The sequence below is a fragment of the Lentimonas sp. CC4 genome (genome assembly GCF_902728235.1).
GTDB lineage: Bacteria > Verrucomicrobiota > Verrucomicrobiia > Opitutales > Coraliomargaritaceae > Lentimonas.
Window position 1 is genome coordinate 1,176,054 of sequence record NZ_CACVBO010000001.1, and the last position, 18,941, is coordinate 1,194,994.

At 51.1% G+C, this 18,941-nt stretch carries 13 protein-coding genes; 11 read left to right on the forward strand and 2 right to left on the reverse strand.

Features of this window, described 5'->3' with window-relative positions:
- Nucleotides 1–4: 4 nt before the first annotated feature.
- From GZZ87_RS05190 to GZZ87_RS19700, 8 genes are all read left to right on the forward strand, one after another.
- Nucleotides 5–1,273 (forward strand): O-antigen ligase family protein, encoded by a 1,269-nt coding sequence (locus GZZ87_RS05190; protein ID WP_162026090.1) that lies wholly within the window; start codon nt 5–7, stop codon nt 1,271–1,273.
- A 5-nt stretch (nt 1,274–1,278) separates the two neighbouring features.
- On the forward strand, nt 1,279–1,935 hold the full coding sequence (locus tag GZZ87_RS05195; protein ID WP_162026089.1) for an acyltransferase: 657 nt from the start codon (nt 1,279–1,281) through the stop codon (nt 1,933–1,935).
- Nucleotides 1,932–2,663, forward strand: a complete 732-nt coding sequence (locus GZZ87_RS05200; protein WP_162026088.1) for a glycosyltransferase — start codon at nt 1,932–1,934, stop codon at nt 2,661–2,663. The genes GZZ87_RS05195 and GZZ87_RS05200 overlap by 4 nt, the downstream gene beginning before the upstream one ends.
- The gene (locus tag GZZ87_RS05205; protein ID WP_162026087.1) at nt 2,660–3,820 is read left to right on the forward strand and encodes a glycosyltransferase family 1 protein; all 1,161 of its coding nucleotides are present in this window, start codon (nt 2,660–2,662) and stop codon (nt 3,818–3,820) included. The genes GZZ87_RS05200 and GZZ87_RS05205 overlap by 4 nt, the downstream gene beginning before the upstream one ends.
- Nucleotides 3,798–4,931, forward strand: a complete 1,134-nt coding sequence (locus GZZ87_RS05210) for a glycosyltransferase family 4 protein (RefSeq protein WP_162026086.1) — start codon at nt 3,798–3,800, stop codon at nt 4,929–4,931. The genes GZZ87_RS05205 and GZZ87_RS05210 overlap by 23 nt, the downstream gene beginning before the upstream one ends.
- A 191-nt stretch (nt 4,932–5,122) precedes the next feature.
- On the forward strand, nt 5,123–7,444 hold the full coding sequence (locus GZZ87_RS05215) for a DUF4838 domain-containing protein (RefSeq protein WP_162026085.1): 2,322 nt from the start codon (nt 5,123–5,125) through the stop codon (nt 7,442–7,444).
- 103 nt (nt 7,445–7,547) lie between these two features.
- A complete protein-coding gene (locus tag GZZ87_RS05220; RefSeq protein ID WP_162026084.1) occupies nt 7,548–7,820 on the forward strand; it encodes a glycosyltransferase in 273 nt (90 codons plus the stop codon).
- Nucleotides 7,821–8,155: 335 nt separating this feature from the next.
- Complete coding sequence (locus tag GZZ87_RS19700; protein WP_162026083.1) at nt 8,156–8,344, forward strand: hypothetical protein; 189 nt, start codon at nt 8,156–8,158, stop codon at nt 8,342–8,344.
- A gap of 405 nt (nt 8,345–8,749) precedes the next feature.
- On the opposite strand, the gene GZZ87_RS05225 is transcribed toward GZZ87_RS19700, so the two are convergent.
- Nucleotides 8,750–9,232, reverse strand: coding sequence for a nucleotidyl transferase AbiEii/AbiGii toxin family protein (locus tag GZZ87_RS05225; protein ID WP_244648011.1), 483 nt, complete (start codon nt 9,230–9,232; stop codon nt 8,750–8,752).
- 1,136 nt (nt 9,233–10,368) lie between these two features.
- Here GZZ87_RS05225 and GZZ87_RS05230 point away from each other — a divergent pair.
- The gene (locus GZZ87_RS05230) at nt 10,369–11,520 is read left to right on the forward strand and encodes an ATP-binding protein (protein WP_162026082.1); all 1,152 of its coding nucleotides are present in this window, start codon (nt 10,369–10,371) and stop codon (nt 11,518–11,520) included.
- Between the two features lie 146 nt (nt 11,521–11,666).
- Here GZZ87_RS05230 and GZZ87_RS05235 read toward each other — a convergent pair whose 3' ends face one another.
- Nucleotides 11,667–15,539, reverse strand: coding sequence for a methionine synthase (locus tag GZZ87_RS05235; protein WP_162026081.1), 3,873 nt, complete (start codon nt 15,537–15,539; stop codon nt 11,667–11,669).
- A 240-nt stretch (nt 15,540–15,779) separates the two neighbouring features.
- Here GZZ87_RS05235 and GZZ87_RS05240 point away from each other — a divergent pair, with 240 nt between their 5' ends.
- A complete protein-coding gene (locus tag GZZ87_RS05240) occupies nt 15,780–17,849 on the forward strand; it encodes a hypothetical protein (RefSeq protein WP_162026080.1) in 2,070 nt (689 codons plus the stop codon).
- Nucleotides 17,850–17,855: 6 nt separating this feature from the next.
- Nucleotides 17,856–18,707 (forward strand): hypothetical protein, encoded by an 852-nt coding sequence (locus GZZ87_RS05245; RefSeq protein ID WP_162026079.1) that lies wholly within the window; start codon nt 17,856–17,858, stop codon nt 18,705–18,707.
- Nucleotides 18,708–18,941: the final 234 nt, after the last annotated feature.

The window sequence follows — 18,941 nt, forward strand, 5'->3', positions numbered from 1 at the left end:
TTATATGATCAAGAAATTTTTAATTGCGATATTTTGTCTGAGCCTGCCGTTTACGGATGCTTATATCATACATCCGTATCTCCCATGGCCTTTAATTATCTCATTGTTCATGATATTTCCTTACACTGTCTTTGATGGTCAACGTAAGGGGAAGATGTTTGAGGGGTATGACGGTCTGCTGGTTGTGGGGTGGGCTTTTGGTATCTTGGCGATTGTGTTCAGCCCAGTCGATTTTAGGTATAATAATGTTTCGCACACATTGGTTCTGCCCGTGGTATTGTTGGGTTACTTGTTCATCCCATTGAGGCTGATTAGCGACGAGAAAGATGTGAGCTTCCTTGTGCGGATGTTTGCGTTTATGCTACTCTGGTATGGCGTGTTTATCGTTCTGGAATATATTTCTAGGAATTATTTTGGTGGATTTTATTTTAACTCTATACCGCATAAGTCAGATCTCCGAAACATGGTGGGACGCGGCTGGTCTGGTTGGGGGGATGTGAAGGAATTCTATCGGCCCCGTGGCTTATCAGAAGAGTCGGGACATAGTTCATTGATTTTTGAGCTTGGCATGCCAGTGATGCTATATGTGAGCTCAACAGGTATTGTTAAGTCTGTTTATGCATATCTGATTGCTGCGCTATGTGCGATTGCGGTATTCATCTTGGGGAGTTCGATTGGAATGATCACAGCGCCTATATCAATTGTCATTATTTGTATTATCACTCGCAAGTTAAAGCTACTGATCTCGGTTTGCCTTCTTGGTGCTATTGCTCTGCTCATTGCAAACTTTGCATTTGACGGCTATTTAGAGATGGTCATCAAACGAATGTTTGCGAAGGCGACAACGATGCTGACCGGAGACGGAGATATCGGTAGTGGTTTAGAGCGACGACAAGCATACATAAATACTTTTGGATTAATCACGAATTACCCGTTTGGAGTCGGCTGGGGGACTACATCTATCATGGGTAAAGTGGGCTATAGTAAGGACTCTGTGATTATGTATATGGGACTGCTTAGTTTGTATTCTGAGTGGCTGGTTGCGGTTGGAGTTTTGGGTGCCAGTGTTTTCCTAGTTTACTTATTCAAATTGCTTGGTGTCGTCCGTAAATGTGGCAGCTACCTATTACTTGCTGGATTGATGGCTCTTCTTTTACACTACGTTATTATATCTAATTATTGGTATCCGTATTTATGGATTTCTGTCTTATTTATACGTTTGTTTGCAAGGTTCCCTGTTCAAGGAGGGCCTCGCTGGGCACATCTGAATTAAAAAATATGAAGGCTTTTCTAGGGATATTTCAAATTGCATGTCAAATTACTCGATTTGTATATCGTGGGTTTTGGTATAAATTGCTTGGGCCAATTATATTCAGTGGTGTGGGTGTTAAGTTCGGACGTGGCTTGAGAGTGTTAGGCATGCCAATTATCTCAATGTGTGAAAATTCAGAAATCAGACTGGGAGAGAATGTTAAGGTTTATTCGAATTCTCGCTTCACTCCGCTTGGGGTTTCGCGGCCTTGCATTTTTAGAACGATGGGGCCTGGGGCGTTGATTGAGGTCGGCTCAAATGTTGGGATGAGTGGTGTGGTCTTATGTTCAAGGGAGAAAATTACTATTGGAGACGATGTTTTACTTGGTTCTGGAGTTATGATCGTCGATTCTGATTTTCATCCTCTTCTAGCCTGCGAGCGTAACCAACCGGGTGGGGATGATATGCACGCAAAGCATGCACCGGTTGTAGTTGAGTCGCGCGCCTTTCTTGGGATGAATTCAATAATATTAAAAGGCGTGCACATTGGGGCGGATAGTGTTGTTGCTGCTGGTTCTGTGGTTACCAAGGATGTTGAACCCGGGACGATCGTTGCAGGGAATCCAGCGGTATTGGTGAAACGGTTAGATCTCAGATCTACAGAACAGTTGAGTCGTTCGTGATTACAGTAATAACAGTCTGTTTTAATGATTTCGAGGGGTTGAGTCGGACAGTTGATTCTGTCATTGCACAGCGGAAGTTGTGTGAATTGCAGCATATTATCGTGGATGGAGCATCGACTGATGGAACTCGCCAGTATTTAGAGTGCGCTAGTGAGGAAGGTCGAATCGATGGTTATGTTAGTGAGTCGGATCGTGGAATATATGATGCGATGAATAAGGGATTTTCAAATGCGCAAGGGGAGTGGCTTCACTTTTTGAATGCAGGTGATATCTATGCGTCTGATGATGCATTGTCTGTTGCGCTATCCAGATTACGGAAAGGTGTGCTGAACTATTTTGACTTATATCAGTGGTCGTTGAAAAGCGATGGGTATGAGACGAAGGCATTTATCTATGATCGTGAACGTTTGAATGTCGGTTGTTATCTCATGCAGCCTGCAACGATTCTACATCGTGATCAGGTGGCTGAGGTGGGGGCCTTCTCCCTCGAGTATTCAATTGCAGGCGACTATGATTATTTGCTTCGTCTCTTAAAGAAATTTCCTGCTTTGCGTCATGATTACGTGCTCACAAAAATGGAGCCTGGAGGTGTCTCAGATGTTAACTATGTCGAGAGTTTTCGGCAATTTCGTAAGGTTTCTGTTCGGCATGGATTTCCAGTATGGAAAGCATACGTCATCTACATATTAAAAGTCGTCAATTCGACAGTGAAAAGATTACTTAAATGATCGTTGGATTTAACCAGGTGTTGAGCTTTAAAGGAATGACGGGGGGCGTTCGCCGTGAGCGTGTCATGCTTCCTTTGGTGATTCGGAATCTCTTGGAACGCGGAGTGAAGTCTGTCGTGTTCATTGCCTCTGATTGCGACTATTCTGAAGTGCAGCAGTGGTTAGAGGGATCTGGGGTTCATGCTATTGTGCAGACCCGAATTCCTTCTAATTCGACGTGGAAACGAGTCTTACTTTCGAAGTGTCTATTTTCGGGCTATTTGAAGACGCAACAGGTCGACTTATTTGTAGATCTATATTATCCTCTATCTTCGATGCGTGCCAAGACATGTTTTACAGTGCATGACTTACGCTTTATCACGCAACCAGAGACTTATTCACGTTTCCGACTGATTTTTTTGAAGACTTTGGTTCCTTATACGCTCAAGCGAGTGGATCAAATCGTGGCAGTTTCTGAGTTTACGAAGCAGGATATCGTTGAGAATGGCTGGGCGGATCCTTCGAAAGTCGAGGTTGTTTATAACTCATTTGATGCCCGCGCATTTATGAGTGAAGAGAATGCGCTACCTTCAAATGTAGATCAATTCTTGGATGGAAGGGACTATTTTCTTTGTGTTGGCCATTTGGAACCTCGAAAGAATTTGAAGCGTATCATTAGTGCTTACTCAAGGTATCGTGCTAAGGATGGTCGCAGTATTGCTTTGGTGATCGTTGGCAAGGCCAACGCATCATTCACCACTTTGATTGAAGATGCGCTCGCTGGGACTGAATATGCGAAGGATGTCTTAGTAACTGGTTTTGTAGAGGATCAATACTTACCTGGCTTGTATCAGAAAGCCGAGTTGTTTTTATTCCCATCCCTACACGAAGGGTTTGGTATCCCGGTCTTAGAAGCGATGGCGGCGGGGACGCCTGTCATTACATCGAATTCTTCAGCACTTCCTGAAGTCGCAGGCGATGCTGCGTTATTGGTAGACCCTGAGTCGATCGATGAGCTCGAAGCTGGTATACACCGTATCATGAGTGATTCGGTATTCTTGGCTGATTTAGTCGCTCGTGGTCACGAGAACTTAAAGCGATTTGATGATCGTGCGCTATCCGAACGGTTGGCGTCTATTCTGTATTCTATAGTAAATGAAAAAAGTAATCGTATTTAGCGGGAAGTGTGATTCATTCCTCAATTTTAGGAAGCGTTTGCTTCAGGGGTTTGTTGCGAATGCGGATCACGTTACGGCTTCAGCACCTGACCATGAAGCATCTGAGGTTGAGCAACTGAAGACGCTAGGGATTGATTATCAGGCTATTGCTTTGGAGCGGACGGGGATGAATCCGTTTGCAGATTTAGCTTATTTTCTGAAGTTGAAAAAGTTTCTTAAAACTGAACAGCCAGATCTTGTTTTCTCATATAATATCAAGCCTGTGATTTACGGCAGTTTAGCCGCTCGGTTTGCTGGCGTGAAGACAATACATGCGCTGATCCCTGGTGTCGGCTATCTATTTGCTCCGAATCCTTCGTTCATAAAGAAAATTCTACAGCAGATGGTGTTTCCGCTTTACCGTTTTGCTCTGAAGCGAGTGGAGGTCTTGTTTTTTCAGAACCCAGATGATTTGCAGACTTTTAGAGAGTGTCACTTGATTGGTCCGAATACGACGGCGGTGCGCGTGAATGGCTCAGGGGTGGATCTAAATGAGTTTGAGTGTTCAGCTCCTCCTGTGGATCCGATTCGCTTTTTGTTTATCGGTCGTCTGATCCGAGATAAGGGACTGATTGAGTATGCCGCAGCCGCAAAAGCCTTGAAGGCGAAGTATGGTGAGCGCGTTGAGTTTGGTATCTTAGGGGCGTTGGATTCGAACCCTGCTGCAATTACTCAGGCTCAGCTCGACGAGTGGGTGTCTGAGGGCTATATCAAGTATCATGGAGTGACAAAGGATGTGCGCCCGTATTTGCGTGAAATGAGCGTGTTTGTGCTTCCATCATTTTATATGGAAGGCGTGCCTCGCACCATTCTTGAGAGCTTGTCGATGGGACGTCCGATCGTGACCTGCAATACTCGTGGCTGTAAAGAGACGGTGAATGAGGGGGAGAATGGTTATTTGATTCCACCGCGTGACTCTGAAGCGCTGACTGTTGCATTGGAGTCCTTTTTGAAGGATCCGAGTTTAGTGGAGACAATGGGCAAGGCAAGTCGTGCCATGGCTGAAGAACTCTATGATGTCGAAAAGGTGACAGAACAAATGCTGAAAGCCATGCATCTAAAAGCGAATTGATAGAATGTCTGGTCATTGTTTCGAAAAGCCCGCCGTGTGCGGGCTTTTTTGTGCTTTCTTGAGATGTAGTGGTCGGTATGCTTGATTGCATGTGTCGTTATTTAATTATGCTTTGTGTGCCGATCTTGGCCTTTGCGGGGCGTGCGCCTTCTTGGCGGAATGATCGCGATCTAGGTTCAGAGCAGCTGCGAATGTCAGCAATTGAATACCTGGTGCTTCCTTGTGATGCAGGTGATACTCTGCTGACTGCTGTGGAGGATTTGAAGGAATTGATGCAGCTACGCTATGATGTGAGCCTTGAGGTTCGTGACATGCCGCTGGGAACTTCCCCAAAGAACTCGATCGTGTTACGTCGTAATAGGCTACCATGGGATCGACTGAATATTCATCGCGAGCGCACACGTGTCTTCGTGGAGGCGGCAACGGATGAGGGCTTTGTCAATGGAATCTATACCTTGTGTCGGGATGTCTTAGGGGCACGGTGGTATTGGCCTGGAGAGTTAGGCCTTGAGTTTGTGGGTGAGCCGATGCGCTTGTTTCCTGAGCGCCGGTGGGACCAAGCTCCGGCATTTATTCAGCGGGGAGTGCCAGGGCAGGCTGGGGTCTTTCAGACCCGCAATCGATTGGTGCAGGATTATGATTTCAGTCATGCCTTAGCGACGATTTTTACGCCTGAGTTATATGAGCAGGAGCCGGATGTATTTCCATTGATTGACGGGGTGCGTAAAGCCCCTAAGGGAAGCCGTTCGCGTGGTGCGCAGCCTGATTTTACCAATCCCAGGACAGTTGAAATCGCAGCGGATGCGGTGCGTTCGTATTTTGAGGCGTATCCGGAGCGCACGAGTATTTCACTGTCATTGAATGATACGATGAAGTTTGATGAGTCTGCTGCGACGCAGGCAGTGGTGGAGCCCTTACAGTATTTTCGAGGGCGTCCGAATTATACAGAGTTAGTCTTCAGATTTATGAATGCTGTAGCCGAGCAGGTGTTCGAGGAGGATGCGCTGCTCTGGACAACGGATGGTCGCCCACGTTATCTGACGCAGTTGGCGTATTATTGGACGGAGCAGTCGCCTGAGTTCCAATTACACCCGCGCGTCATGCCGATCCTGACTTCGGATCGAGCGCAATGGCATGACCCCGCTTATCGTGCGGAGGATCAGGCCTTGATTCGAAGGTGGTGCGATTCGGGCGCTGAGCGCGTTGCGACGTGGGACTATTACTATGGGCCAGCTTATCCGTATCCGCGTCAATTTAGTCAATGGATGGCAGAGAGTCTGCGTTACATGAGTGAACAGGGCGTCACTGCGTTTCACGCCAAGCTGCCGGCCTCTTGGGGCTTGGATGGCCCCAAGGCTTGGTTGATGGCGCAGTTGCTGTGGGATCCGACTGAGGATGTGAATGATCTGCTGAGTGAGTTCTACGCAAACTTCTTTGGTGCAGCAGCTGAGCCGATGCAGGCGTTTTATGAATTAGCGGAGTTGCAGCGTAATGAGTATGAAGGGGAGGCCGGCTGGATTAAATTCTTTCAGAATGAGGCAGGGATCGCGCTGTTCTCGGAAGCGACACTGCGTGCAATGCGTGAGCAGTTGGAAGCGGCAGCGCTGCTGGTTGAAGCAGATACTCGTCGATTGGAACGCGTGCAAGTAGTATCCGATGCCTTCCGCTTGACGGAGCACTATGCTGCCTATCAAGGAGCACGTGTCGGGATGCTGAATGTGAGCCTAGCGGTGCTGAATGATCGTGGCGAGGCGGATGAGTTGCCTAGCTTGGTGGCTCGGTTTGTGACGGCTCGAAGCGAGTTTAAGCATTATGCTGCTGCGTTGATTCAACAGCCGATGCACCGCCGATTGAATGATTTTGTAAAGCTGCCACAATCCGATCCGCTACCGGTGGCACTTGCTGCGCTGGCGCATTCTGGTGTGATTTCGGCTGTGGAAGTGCCTTCTGAGTATCAACAGGTGGCTGATGTGGCTTTGGAGTTGGAGGCTGCCGGCGAGGCGTTTGTTTCAATGCGATCCAATCCAAGCCTGAGTAGCAAAGGTCAGACTCTGAATCCGAGGAAGTTTCCAGGGCCTGCCTTGCCTTCGGTTTCCGGTTGGCATTTTAAAGTGAGACCGAGTGAGCATTTCGTGGTGGATCGCATTGATGACGGTGCAGGGGTGCGGATTTCCGGTGCAGATTATTGTGTGATGGGTTCTGTTTTTCCTGTGATCGGAGAGAAGTCCTACGTGTTAGACTTTGAAGCTGAGTATTCTGTAAGTGGGGATTGCCGTATACAGGTGCAATTATTGTGGTCTGACATTGCGGGGCACCAGTTCCAGGCCGACATCCCATTGATGTTTCCTGCCGGGCAAAGTGATGGGTTTACACGCGTGGTGATTCCTATCGCCGCACCTGTCGGAGCGTATGATCTCCGCATAAATTTTTGGAATTACCGGCAGTCAAAGGATGATTTTATTGAGCTGCATTCAGTGGATTTTGGGTTGGTGGGGAGGCCTATGGGTAAGTGAAGGAACAAACACTGACGGAGGCTCTGTATTTTTTGAACCACCCGTTCCCGTTGGTCACTAGTCGTAAGGCGACAGCGCGAAGGGCATTTTAGGGGACAGGAAATTGAAAACGCTTGATTCACTTGCGGCAGGCAAGCCTGTGTTGACAAACATGACTGGTTGGATTGCTGGACTAGTGCATGATAATCAGTGCGGCTATGCGGTGGCACCAGGGGATGCTGGAGCGTTCGCTGACCGTCTGATTGAATTGAAAGGAAATCCAACATTGGTTGCTGAAATGAGTCGAAATGCAAGAGCGCTAGCAGAGTCTCAATTTAGTCGTGATGCGATGGCTGTTAAGTTTGAGCAAGTGCTACAAGACGCCGCAGGCGTATAGGTGGAAGCCATTCTATTTTCAAAAGCCCGCATCTGCGGGCTTTTTTGTGCCTGTTGGCTCCGCCCTCGGGTTGAGTGCTGGGTGCACTTCGCGCTGGTTAAGCCTCCGTGGCGTCGTAGGTGCTTTAATTATACTCGATAGTCGTATTAATAATACGACTATTGTGAATGATCGAATCAATGTCATTTTAGGGGATTTTTTAGGGACAGGGATTTTTTAGGGACAGGCACCTGAATGTGTTTGGCGATCCTCGCAATCGCACCGGAAGATTCGGATTTGGTGGATTTGACCGCGTAAAAGACTTCGTCTCACTCGGTTAGGGTTGAGGCTGGTTCGTGGCGCCGGGCGATGTTGCGGGGCTTGCGGCGGCGCTGGATCAGATCAGTGCCGATCCCGAGGGCTTATTGGAAAAGCGCGAGCGGCGTATGCGTATGCGCATTTGGGGCAGGATGCCTTGGCGAAGGAATGGGCGCGCGCGTTGCGCGGAGAGTGATCGCGTAAAGGACTACGTCCCACGCGATTAGAGTGTGAGTGCAGCGCTGCGCGCTTGTTATGTCGTGGTGGCTGGCTTTTGAATGATTGAGAACCCGCATTGTGCGGGTTTTCTTTTAGCGATACGGCTAACGTTTTTTATGCTGTGAATTTAAGAGTCGGGGGACATTTTTAGGGACAGGCGATTGAGATCTCCCGGTTAAACTGATTGGAATGACAACAAGCTCTCTGCGAGAAGCTCGTCCTGAAGGCTCCGCCGGTTGCTTTAGCTACCCTTCGTTTCCTTTGGTCTCTGACTTTTGGCCTCTGAGTGTTGTCCTCCGATTTCTGACTTCTAGTCTCTGTCCTTTGATCTCTGTCTCTGCGTATGGGCAGGAGTGTCCATCCTCCTGCTTGTGGTCGAACTAGGAACAGCGACTCCGTCGCCCCTCACCAAGCTAACTGTCACTCTCGCTTAAAATCCGCTTTAGGTAGAGGCGGTCGATTGCGTCTTTTTCGCGGACGGTTTGCTTCGTTTCCAATAGCAGCTCTGGTGTGGCAAAGGGGATACGAACACCTTCAAATTCTTTCCATACAACACGATCCTGTGCTGTTTGGAAATCAATGCCGCATGCGGTGCCCATTAAATCAACCACAACCTCATCGGCGACACGAACGACGCCATACTCTTCAATATCTGAATCGCGCACCTCGCGAACGGCATTATCAGGTAGGATCGATAGTGCTTGCCGGAGCTTTTGTATATTCTCAACTGCTCGGTCAACTAAGAGGTCAATATCTTCAGTGCCTCGATTGAATCCATGTGCGACCATGGCCATGCCGCCAATTACAATATAAGAAGCATTTGCGGCATTCAGGGCCGCGCAAATTTTTAGCAAGTCTCCGGATTCTGGATCTCTTGGCTCAAGATCCGTTGCCATAATGAATGCCCCTTGTTGTGCGTTGTCCTTTTCTCAAGGGAGCGAGGCTTCGTTGTAAACGATCAAAGCGTCTCCAAATGTTTGCAGCAGCTGATCGTGGCATCGGTGCACGTGTGCTACGTCCACGAACGACTTTCATCGTCAATGTTGCCTCGGGATTTTTCATTTATGTATCATCCACTGTGTGCTAGGGCAGTTCAAGCTCTGATTATCAAGGAAAAACGAGCTCGGGACGTGATAGTGAGGGGAGAAATGGGGCCAGGAGAAATGGCACCAAACGTTTAAATTAAACGCCGATCTTCTGCTCTGAGGCTCTGCTTTTTTAACCACCCGTTTCCGTTGGTCACTAGAGAGCACAGAGCACCCAAGGCACATAATTAACACAGAGCGAGTCCGATGTGTTCAGGGGAGAACTGGGGCATGTCGTTCTGTTTGCAATGGTATGTGTTGGACGTTGAGTGTTGTCTCCTGCTCTCTGGCTCTGCTGTTTTTCACACGGAGTCACGAAGACACGGAGGCTGGCGCAGTTGGTGTGTGGTCGTTTTTGGGAGGTAGGGCGTCTCGCCCTACGCGCTGCGTCAAGGGCAAGAGGGCGCAGTTGAGCGTTGTTAGTGCATGAATCATTCGCAATAGTCGTATTATTAATACGACTATTGTGGATGATCGAATCAAAAGATTTTTAGATTCAACTATGGAGCGTGGGCGTCTCGCCCAACGTGCGGTTCCAGAGACGCATGGCTAGGCGGTGTCGTTAGGCCGGAGGCCTACGCTCCATAATGATGAGTGAGAGTTGTTCTGGAGTTGGCTGGTTGCCATCTGGCTACCGTGGAAACGAATAAGCAAACGGCAGCTGAAGACAGCCACTTCCCACTCCTCACACCGCACTCCTCACTCTGAGCCGCAGGCTCAGCTAATACCCTCTGTTCGGTGCGAGCCAGCCACCACTTCGAGATTTCGTAGCGTGCAGCTTCAGCAAACGTGCGTCGGAGTTGCTCTGAGAACTGCGTCTAAAGAGCGCAGCTACTGAAGTAGTTTCAGTATTCTTCCCGCATTGGTATCTATTGATACTGCATAAATGCAAATCGAAAAGATGATTTTCGATTTGCATTTATGGGCAAGGGTGGTTCCATACGTCTATGCCAACTCCACATTCAACACTGACACGTGAGCGGGAAGTCGCTACTTTGCGCAATGCTCTGGAATTCAGTCGAGCGGTTGCCCTCGTGGGGCCTAGGCAGTGTGGGAAAACGACCTTGGCACGTGAGTTTGTGGATTTTGATTCGCCGAATTACTTCGACCTTGAGGATGAGGCGGATGTCGCTCGACTGGAGAATGCAGCCTTTGCTTTGGGAAGCCTATCAGGTCTTGTGGTGATCGATGAGGTGCAGCGCCGTCCAGATCTTTTCCCTACGCTTCGTGTGTTGATTGATCGGCCTAATAATCAAACTCAGTTCCTGATCCTGGGAAGCGCATCGCCTGACCTGTTGCGTCAATCATCCGAGACACTGGCGGGTCGAATCGCCACAATTGAGCTGGCGGGATTTTCGCTTAGTGAAACGGGCACGGCATCGTTGCGCTCACTTTGGATCCGTGGCGGATTTCCGCGTTCCTTTCTCGCTGCATCTGAGGCGGAGAGCGTGTTTTGGCGCAAGAACTTCAGTCGTGACTTTTTGGAGCGCGACCTTGGTTTGCTCGGGCTTGAAATTGCACCGACTGCAATTGGCCGCCTCTGGAAGATGTTGAGTCATTATCATGGGCAGAATTTAAATAATGCAGAGCTCTCACGTTCTCTGGGGATCACGGCTCCTACGGCAAAGCGCTATGTGGATATATTGACGGGTGCGTTCATGGTGCGACAGTTACAGCCTTGGTTTGAGAATATTAAGAAGCGTCAGGTTAAATCGCCGAAGATTTATTTTCGGGATTCTGGCATCTTACATTATCAACTTGGCATTGCGAACGAGGCGGAATTACTCGCCCATCCGAAATTGGGTGCGTCGTGGGAGGGCTTCGTGATTGAGCAAGCGTTACAGTATTTTCAACCAGAGGATCAGTATTTTTGGTCAACGCAGAGCGATGCGGAATTGGATCTATTGATGTTTATTAATGGCAAGCGGATCGGCATGGAATGTAAGTTCACAGATAAGCCGCAAGTGACCGCTTCGATGCGTTCGGCAATGCAGTTGCTCTCCTTGGAGCATCTATACATCGCCTACACTGGAACGAAACGCTACATGCTCGATGAGAAGATCGAAGTGTTGCCGGTCAGTGTCTTCGCGGAGTGTTGAGCCGTGAGACTGAGTCTAAAGCACCCCAAGGGCATGACACGAGCAGCTGAGACAGAGATCTGAGATCGGAAACCTGAGGGCTGAAGATCCTGGGGTTTCAGCCCTCCGCTCTCAGGTCTCAAGTCTCTTCCCTCCGCTCTCTTCCCCTAATAGCCCCGGTTCGGTGCTAGCCAGCGTTCGGTGGTTTCGAGATCGAAGTCTTTGCGCTGGGCGTAGTCTTCCATCTGATCTTTGTTCATTGGGCCGACCAAGGTGTATTTCGCTTCGGGATGGGCGAAGTAGAGGCCACTGACGCAGCTGCCGGGGGTCATGGCAAAGTTCTCGGTGAGCGCCGCGCCGGTGTTGACTTCGGCGTCGAGGAGCTTCCAGATCGTTGCTTTCTCGGTGTGGTCCGGTGTCGCGGGATACCCACTTGCCGGGCGGATGCCGCGATACTTTTCTTTGATCAACTCCTCATTGCTGAGGGCTTCGTCGGCTGCGTAGCCCCAGAGCTCCTTGCGGACTTTCTGGTGCGTGTATTCGGCGAGGGCTTCGGCGAAACGGTCGCCGATGGCTTTGACCATGATCGAGCTGTAGTCGTCGTGGGCGTCTTCGAATTCTTTGGCGAAGGTATCCACTCCGTGGATACAGGCGACGAAGGCGCCGCAGGCATCGACTTGGCCGCTTTCCTTCGGTGCGACGAAATCGCTCATCGCATAGTAGGTGTCGCCCTTGGTCTTTTTCTTTTGTTGGCGCAGGGTGTGGAGCACGTCGAGCACTTCGCCGTTGTCGCCGTAGACTTCGATGTCGTCGCCGATTGAGTTGGCGGGCCAGAGACCGACGGCGCTGCGTGCGCGGAAGCGCTTCTCTTTGACGATGCGCTCGAGCAATGCCTTGGCGTCGTTGTAAATACTCTTGGCTTGTTCCCCGTATTTTTCGCTGTCGAAGATTTTTGGATACACGCCTTTGAGCTCCCAGGTCCAGAAGAGTGGGGAGAAGTCGAAGAATTCGGCGAGCTCTTCGAGCGGGATATGATCGCTGACGGTGACGCCTTGCGCGTTGGGTGCTTTGAGGTCGGCGTTTTCCCAGTCGCAGGTGAAGCGCTTTTCGCGGGCGGTTTCGAGTGGAATCAGATCCTTGGTTGAGTTGGCTTTGGCGAAGCGTTCGCGTTGCTTGACGTTCTCGACTTCGACTTCGGCGGCAAAGGTGTCGCGGGTCTCGGGATTGAGCAGCTTGTTGCAGATCTCCGTCACAAGCGAGGCATCGCCGACGCGGACGACTGGTTGGTCGTAGTGCGGAGCGATCTTGATCGCGGTGTGTGCCTTGCTGGTGGTCGCGCCACCGATGAGGAGCGGTTGAGTGAAGCCGCGCTTCTTCATTTCGTCGGCGTTGAAAATCATCTCGTCGAGCGAGGGCGTGATCAGGCCGGAGAGGCCGATGATGTCGGCGCCCCAGGCTTCGGCTTCTTCGAGGATCTTATCGCAGGATACCATCACGCCGAGGTCTTTGACTTCGTAGTTGTTGCAGGCGAGCACGACGCCAACGATGTTTTTACCGATGTCGTGCACGTCGCCTTTAACGGTGGCGATCAAGAATTTACCCGCCGAGGAGCTGGCGGTAGCGTCGGCCTTTTCAGCTTCCATAAACGGCAGCAAGTGTGCGACGGCGCGTTTCATGACGCGGGCGCTTTTCACCACCTGTGGCAGGAACATGTCGCCATCGCCGAAGAGTTTACCGACGACCTTCATGCCGTCCATCAGCGGCCCTTCAATGACGTTGAGCGGCTTCGGATATTTGAGGCGTGCCTCTTCGGTGTCGGCGTCGATGTGCGCGACGATACCTTTGACCAGCGAGTGAGAGAGGCGCTCTTCAACGGTGCCGTTGCGCCAGTCGTCTGTTACGTCAGCCGTTTTTTTTTCCGCAGCTGCGGGCACTGCGCCGCTTCCGGATTTGAGAAAAGCTTCCAGCACTTCAGGATTCTTTTCCTTGGTGGCGCGTTCGAAGAGTTCGCGCAGGATGTTCATGCCTTCGAGCATGGCTGCGTTGATGCGCTCTTCGGGTGTGCCTGTGCCGAGGGTGACGGTGCCAGCTTTGATGGCTTCGGCGAAGTCGATCAGTTTCTCGGTAGCGTCGTCGTTGCGGTTGAGCAACACGTCCTCGACCAGCACCTTGAAGGCGGGATCGATCTCGTCGTAAGGCATGAGCATGCCAGGATTGACGATGGCCATGTCGAGGCCTTTGGCGATGCCGTGATGCAGGAAGGCTGCGTGCATGGCTTCGCGCACCGGATTGTTACCGCGGAAGGAGAAGGAAATATTAGAGAGGCCGCCGCTGGTGCGGGCGCCTGGGCAGCGCTTTTTGATTTCTTCGACGGCTTCGATGAAGTCGACGGCGTAGTTATTGTGCTCCTCCATGCCGGTCGCGACGGTGAGGATGTTGAGGTCGAAAATGATGTCCTGTGGATCCATGCCCACTTCTTCGGTGAGGATCTTGAAGGAGCGCTCGGCGATGGCGACCTTGTCGTCGCGCGTTGCGGCTTGGCCCTTTTCGTCAAAGGCCATGACGATGGTGGAGGCACCGTAGCGCATGATCTTCTTGGCCTGCGCCTTGAATTCGTCTTCGCCGCCCTTGAGGCTGATCGAGTTGACGATGCACTTGCCCTGCACGCATTTGAGCCCTGCTTCGATGACGGACCACTTGGAGCTGTCGATCATGATCGGCACCTTACAGATGTCCGGCTCGGAGGCGACGAGGTTGAGGAAGCGTGTCATGCAGGCTTCGCCGTCGAGCATGCCTTCGTCGAAATTGATATCGATGATCTGTGCGCCTTTCTCGACTTGCGAGAGGACGATGGCGAGAGCGCCAGTAAAGTCGTCGTTTTTGATCAGCTTTTTGAAACGCGGGGACCCGGTAACATTGGAGCGCTCGCCGACATTCACAAATGGAGTCTCGCCCATAATGATGTTGAAGGCTTCGAGTCCGCTGAGGCGTTGCGCAGGCGTCACCGTTGGGATGGCGCGTGGTGCGTATTGGCTGACTTCTTTGACGATGGCCGCGATGTGGTCGGGCGTGGTGCCACAGCAACCGCCGACCAAATTGACTAGGCCGTCTTTGGCGAATCCACCGACAGCGCTGCCCGTGTGGACCGGTGTTTCGTCGTAACCCGTGGCAGCCAATGGATTGGGGAGGCCGGCATTGGGGTAGACGTGGACATTGGTATCGGCGACACGGGACAGCTCTGTGAGGAACGGACGCATCAGGTCCGCGCCGAGTGCGCAGTTCAGGCCGACGCAGAGTGGCTTGGCATGGCGGATCGAATTCCAGCAGGCTTCAACGGTTTGCCCGGAAAGGGTGCGACCAGAGAGGTCGGTGATGGTAACCGATACGATGACCGGTAGGCGCTCTTCCTGTGTATCGAAGAAATCCTCGATGGCGTGTAGGCAGGCCTTGAGGTTGAGCGTATCAAACACGGTTTCTGGCAGCAGGAGGTCGACGCCGCCCGCGACGAGGTCTTCGACCTGCGCGTAGTAGGCCTTGTAAAGTTCGTCGTAGCTAGTCGCGCGGTATTCCGGGCGGTTGACGTCGGGTGAGAGCGAGCAGGTGCGATTGGTGGGTCCGATCGCGCCGGCCACGAACGTCGGGCGGCCTTGTTCGGCGGACACGGCGTCGGCTACTTTGCGCGCTAGTTTTGCGGACTCGATATTGATATCCCGCACGCGGTGCTCGAGGTGATAGTCGGCCTGCGCGATGGTGGTGCCCGAGAACGTGTTGGTCTCGATGATGTCCGCGCCCGCTTCGAGGAACTGGCGGTGGATGGTCTCGATCACATCGGGGCGGGTGATGCTGAGCAGGTCGTTGTTGCCCTTGAGGTCGCCCTTGTCGTCGGCAAAGCTCTCGTTGCGGAAGTCCTTCTCCTCCAGCTTGTATTGCTGAATCATTGTGCCCATGGCACCATCGAGGAAGACGATGCGCTGTGCGAAGAGATCGGCGAGGAGTTGACCTTTGGCGGTCAGTGGCTTGTTGGAAACTGTGGTGCTCATAGAAAGTAAATATCAACGTATCAGTATATCTTGATATGTTTGCAAGCTTGGAATGAAGGTGATGCTTTGTGGCGAGTTTTGTGTCTTTTTGGTGTATGTTGCTTGCGATGTCTAGTTTTGATAAGCAGGACGAGGGCGTATCATTATGTGGGCTTTGGATGATAACGATGTTATGCGATGTAAATAATTGACCTCGCTTCAGCTTTGCGATGACATTCCTTTTTTGAGTCCTTACCTCTTATGTTTACTTTGAAAACGACACTTTTTACCGCAGCCGTTGTCCTGCTGCCTGGTTTTTATGTTTCTGCTGGTGATCTGACGCCTCCTGTGGGGCCGCCATCCTCAACGATGAAGACGCTCGATGAGATCGAGCCGCGCATTCCGATTGATCCGGAGGGGCAGACTCAGATCGTCATCGATACCCCAGGGCATTATTTTTTCACCAAGGCAGCATCAATCGATGAACTAGCTGTGCAGGCTGGGGGAGTGACGATCGACTTTGGGGGCTTCGCGCATAGCATGCAAAACTTGATCGGAGTCAGCTCTGATTCCTCAACGCTGCCAGTGATACTTCGCAATGGCACGCTGCTTTCCGGAACCGCTATTTCGGCGATAGACGCAGACAATGACTTGAGGCTTGAAAAGCTTCATTTCGAAGGAGGGTCGGTGAATTTCGAGGGCTCAAAGCTGTTAGTCCGAGGTTGCACCTTTGTTCGATCGTCTAGCAGCACTCAAGATTTTGCGCTGCAATTAGGCAGCGCTTCGCTCGATGTGGATGGTCTGGCTGTTGTGGGTTATCCCATCGGGCTCAATATGCCACAGACTGATGAGCATTCTACCTATGTGCTAAAGAATATCACTGTTTCCGGCAGCAACTCGGCAATCGCGCTCTCCGGTCTAGGAGCCGTCAGCCTGATGGACTTCCAGATGAACGGAGATACCTCTGCTTATCCAGACGGCACGGCAATTGAGCTGGAGAATGACGTCAGTCTGTTTCTTCGCCGGGGAGTTTTAAAGGGATACGTTACATTGATTCAATGTAGCTCATCAGTCTCTCTCCGAGCCGAAGATACTCAATTTCTCATTTATAACGACGCTCTTAGCTTAAACAGTTTTCAGTCATCTTTAAACTTCGAGCGCTGTGTGTTTTCCCCTGTCGGGGCCATTGGTGCGAGTGAAATACTTTTGAGTGGAAGCTTTAACGGTGGGTCTGCGATTTTTAGAGGCTGCACGATTGAGCGTTTGAATGAGCTGGTTGATGCACCAGAGACGCCTGCCTATGGCCTGCTTTCGTTCAAAGATTGCTCAATCAAAGCTCTGAGCGATCTAGATATCCCTGGAAGGTCCGTTTTCGTTGGAGGCCTGATCGAGATGACAGAAAGCTACGGTCCAGTCCGCCTATTTGAGAAGAGCCGTTTTCGTAATGTTGAGTTCAGCGGTTCCGGGGGCACTCTAGAGCTGGGCGACGGTGTATCGATCGTCTCTTCGAGCATCTCAGGCTTCAATGGTGTGCTGGGTGGTCGCGCAAGTTTGCGCGACACTCAGGTAATTGCTGGTGAAGACGGAGGGCTTGGCTTGGGAGGGGACCCTTCATCTACTTTCCTCCTTTCAGGTTCTGTGGTGGAAGGCTTTACCACCGGGCTAAGTGGGGGCACTTTTATCTTAAACCAATGCGAGATTCTAGAATGTGGAACTGCGATCGACGTGGAGCAAATCACTGTCCGGGATAGCGTGATTTCGGCGGACGATCTCGGCCGCGTGAATGGTCGGGCAATTATACTTGGTTCAGTCTTTCGTGCTGGGGCTAATGGTTTGGTCGTCGACCAAGTTCAGGCGCGCGATACGGTTTTTGACTGTAGTGATAAGGGGGCGGGAACGGCGCTCGAAATAGAAAACTCAGGGAGTAGTGTCGTGGCCTGCTCCTTTTCCGGGTTTGGGACGGGAGTCTCTGCTGGCTCTGCGGCCGTTATTTCTGATAATAGCTTTCTCAGCCTGATCTGGGCGGTCGATGGACAGGCTCCAGACTTAAACATAACGGATAACGTCATCGCAGATTGCGAAAACGGGATCAACGCCGCTGACGGAGCTTTAATTCGGAACAACCACGTGTTTGTGTCCGGTATAGGTATCCAAGGTTCGGGCTTGATTGTCCAAAACACGGTGGTGACGGCGAGTGCAGCAGCTTATAATTTAGGCAATGGCACGATTGGACGTGAACTCACTGGAGATGCGATTAACCCGGCGGCTAGTCCGGCAGTGGAAGACGCCGGCGAGCCGTGGGCGAATGTATGGGAGAGCCTTAGCCAGTAATTATTGATGCTCCGATTTCTACAGTTGATTTCCCTTTGCTTGTTTAGTGCGACTGCGGTCGCCGCTCCCTCGACGCTAGAGCCTGAGGAGGGGGCTGCGTGGTCGGAGAGTGTCGGTTGGCTGAATGCGGCCGATGGGAGCTATGGTCTTGTGGTTAAGCAAGCGTGGCTGGAGGGGTATGCTTGGTCTGAGAATGTTGGCTGGATTTCCTTTGGCGAAGGGCCTGTGGATGGTTTGGCTTATACACAGCAGTCTGGGGATACAGGAGTGAATCGTTCTGTTGAGACTGGCATGCTCGAGGGCTACGCTTGGTCGGAGAATACTGGCTGGATTCGTTTTGGCGCTAATGTGTCTGAGAATGCCGCGATGGATGATGCGGGTGTTTTTTCCGGATATGCATGGAGCGAAAATCTGGGCTGGGTATCTCTCGGAGAGCTACGCCGTGCACCTGATAACGAATGGGATGGCCTAAAGGACTCGTGGGATCCCGATGATGATAATGATCGACTGCCAGATGTCGTAGATGGGACTCCATTTGACGCGACCAACGGTTTGGCCGATGATGACAGTGACGGTCAAGATAATGGCAGTGAGTATGTTGCCGGCACAGATTCGCAGGATGCTAGTTCATTGTTTAGAGTGTATGGAATCCAGCCGGAGGCCGAAGGAGGATTCCGTATACAATGGGAATCGGTTGTTGGGAAAACTTATAGAATTATGTGGGCCGCAGAAGTTGGGGGATCCTATGTTCCTGTTGGTTCTGATATTTTAGCGGTGGGTGAATTCAGCGAGGTCGTGGATGCCTTTCAGGCGGATTCCGCTTTTTATAAGGTGACCGTGGTTGAGACGGCAGAGTAATTAGCAGCAACGCTGCTATTTGCCCGCGATTTCAGCGAGCTAGTCAAAATGCTTGTTTTTGTGCAAGACTTCGGAAAAGCGGAAAAGCGGAAAGCGGAAAGCGGAAATTTTGGAAATGCTGAAACGACTCTTGCGCTGTGCTTTTGTCCGTGTGCTGAGGCTCTGCGGCCGAAATGAGTTCCTCATTCCGCTACGCCCGGATTTGTAGCGGATCGGCGAATGCCGTTTCGATCT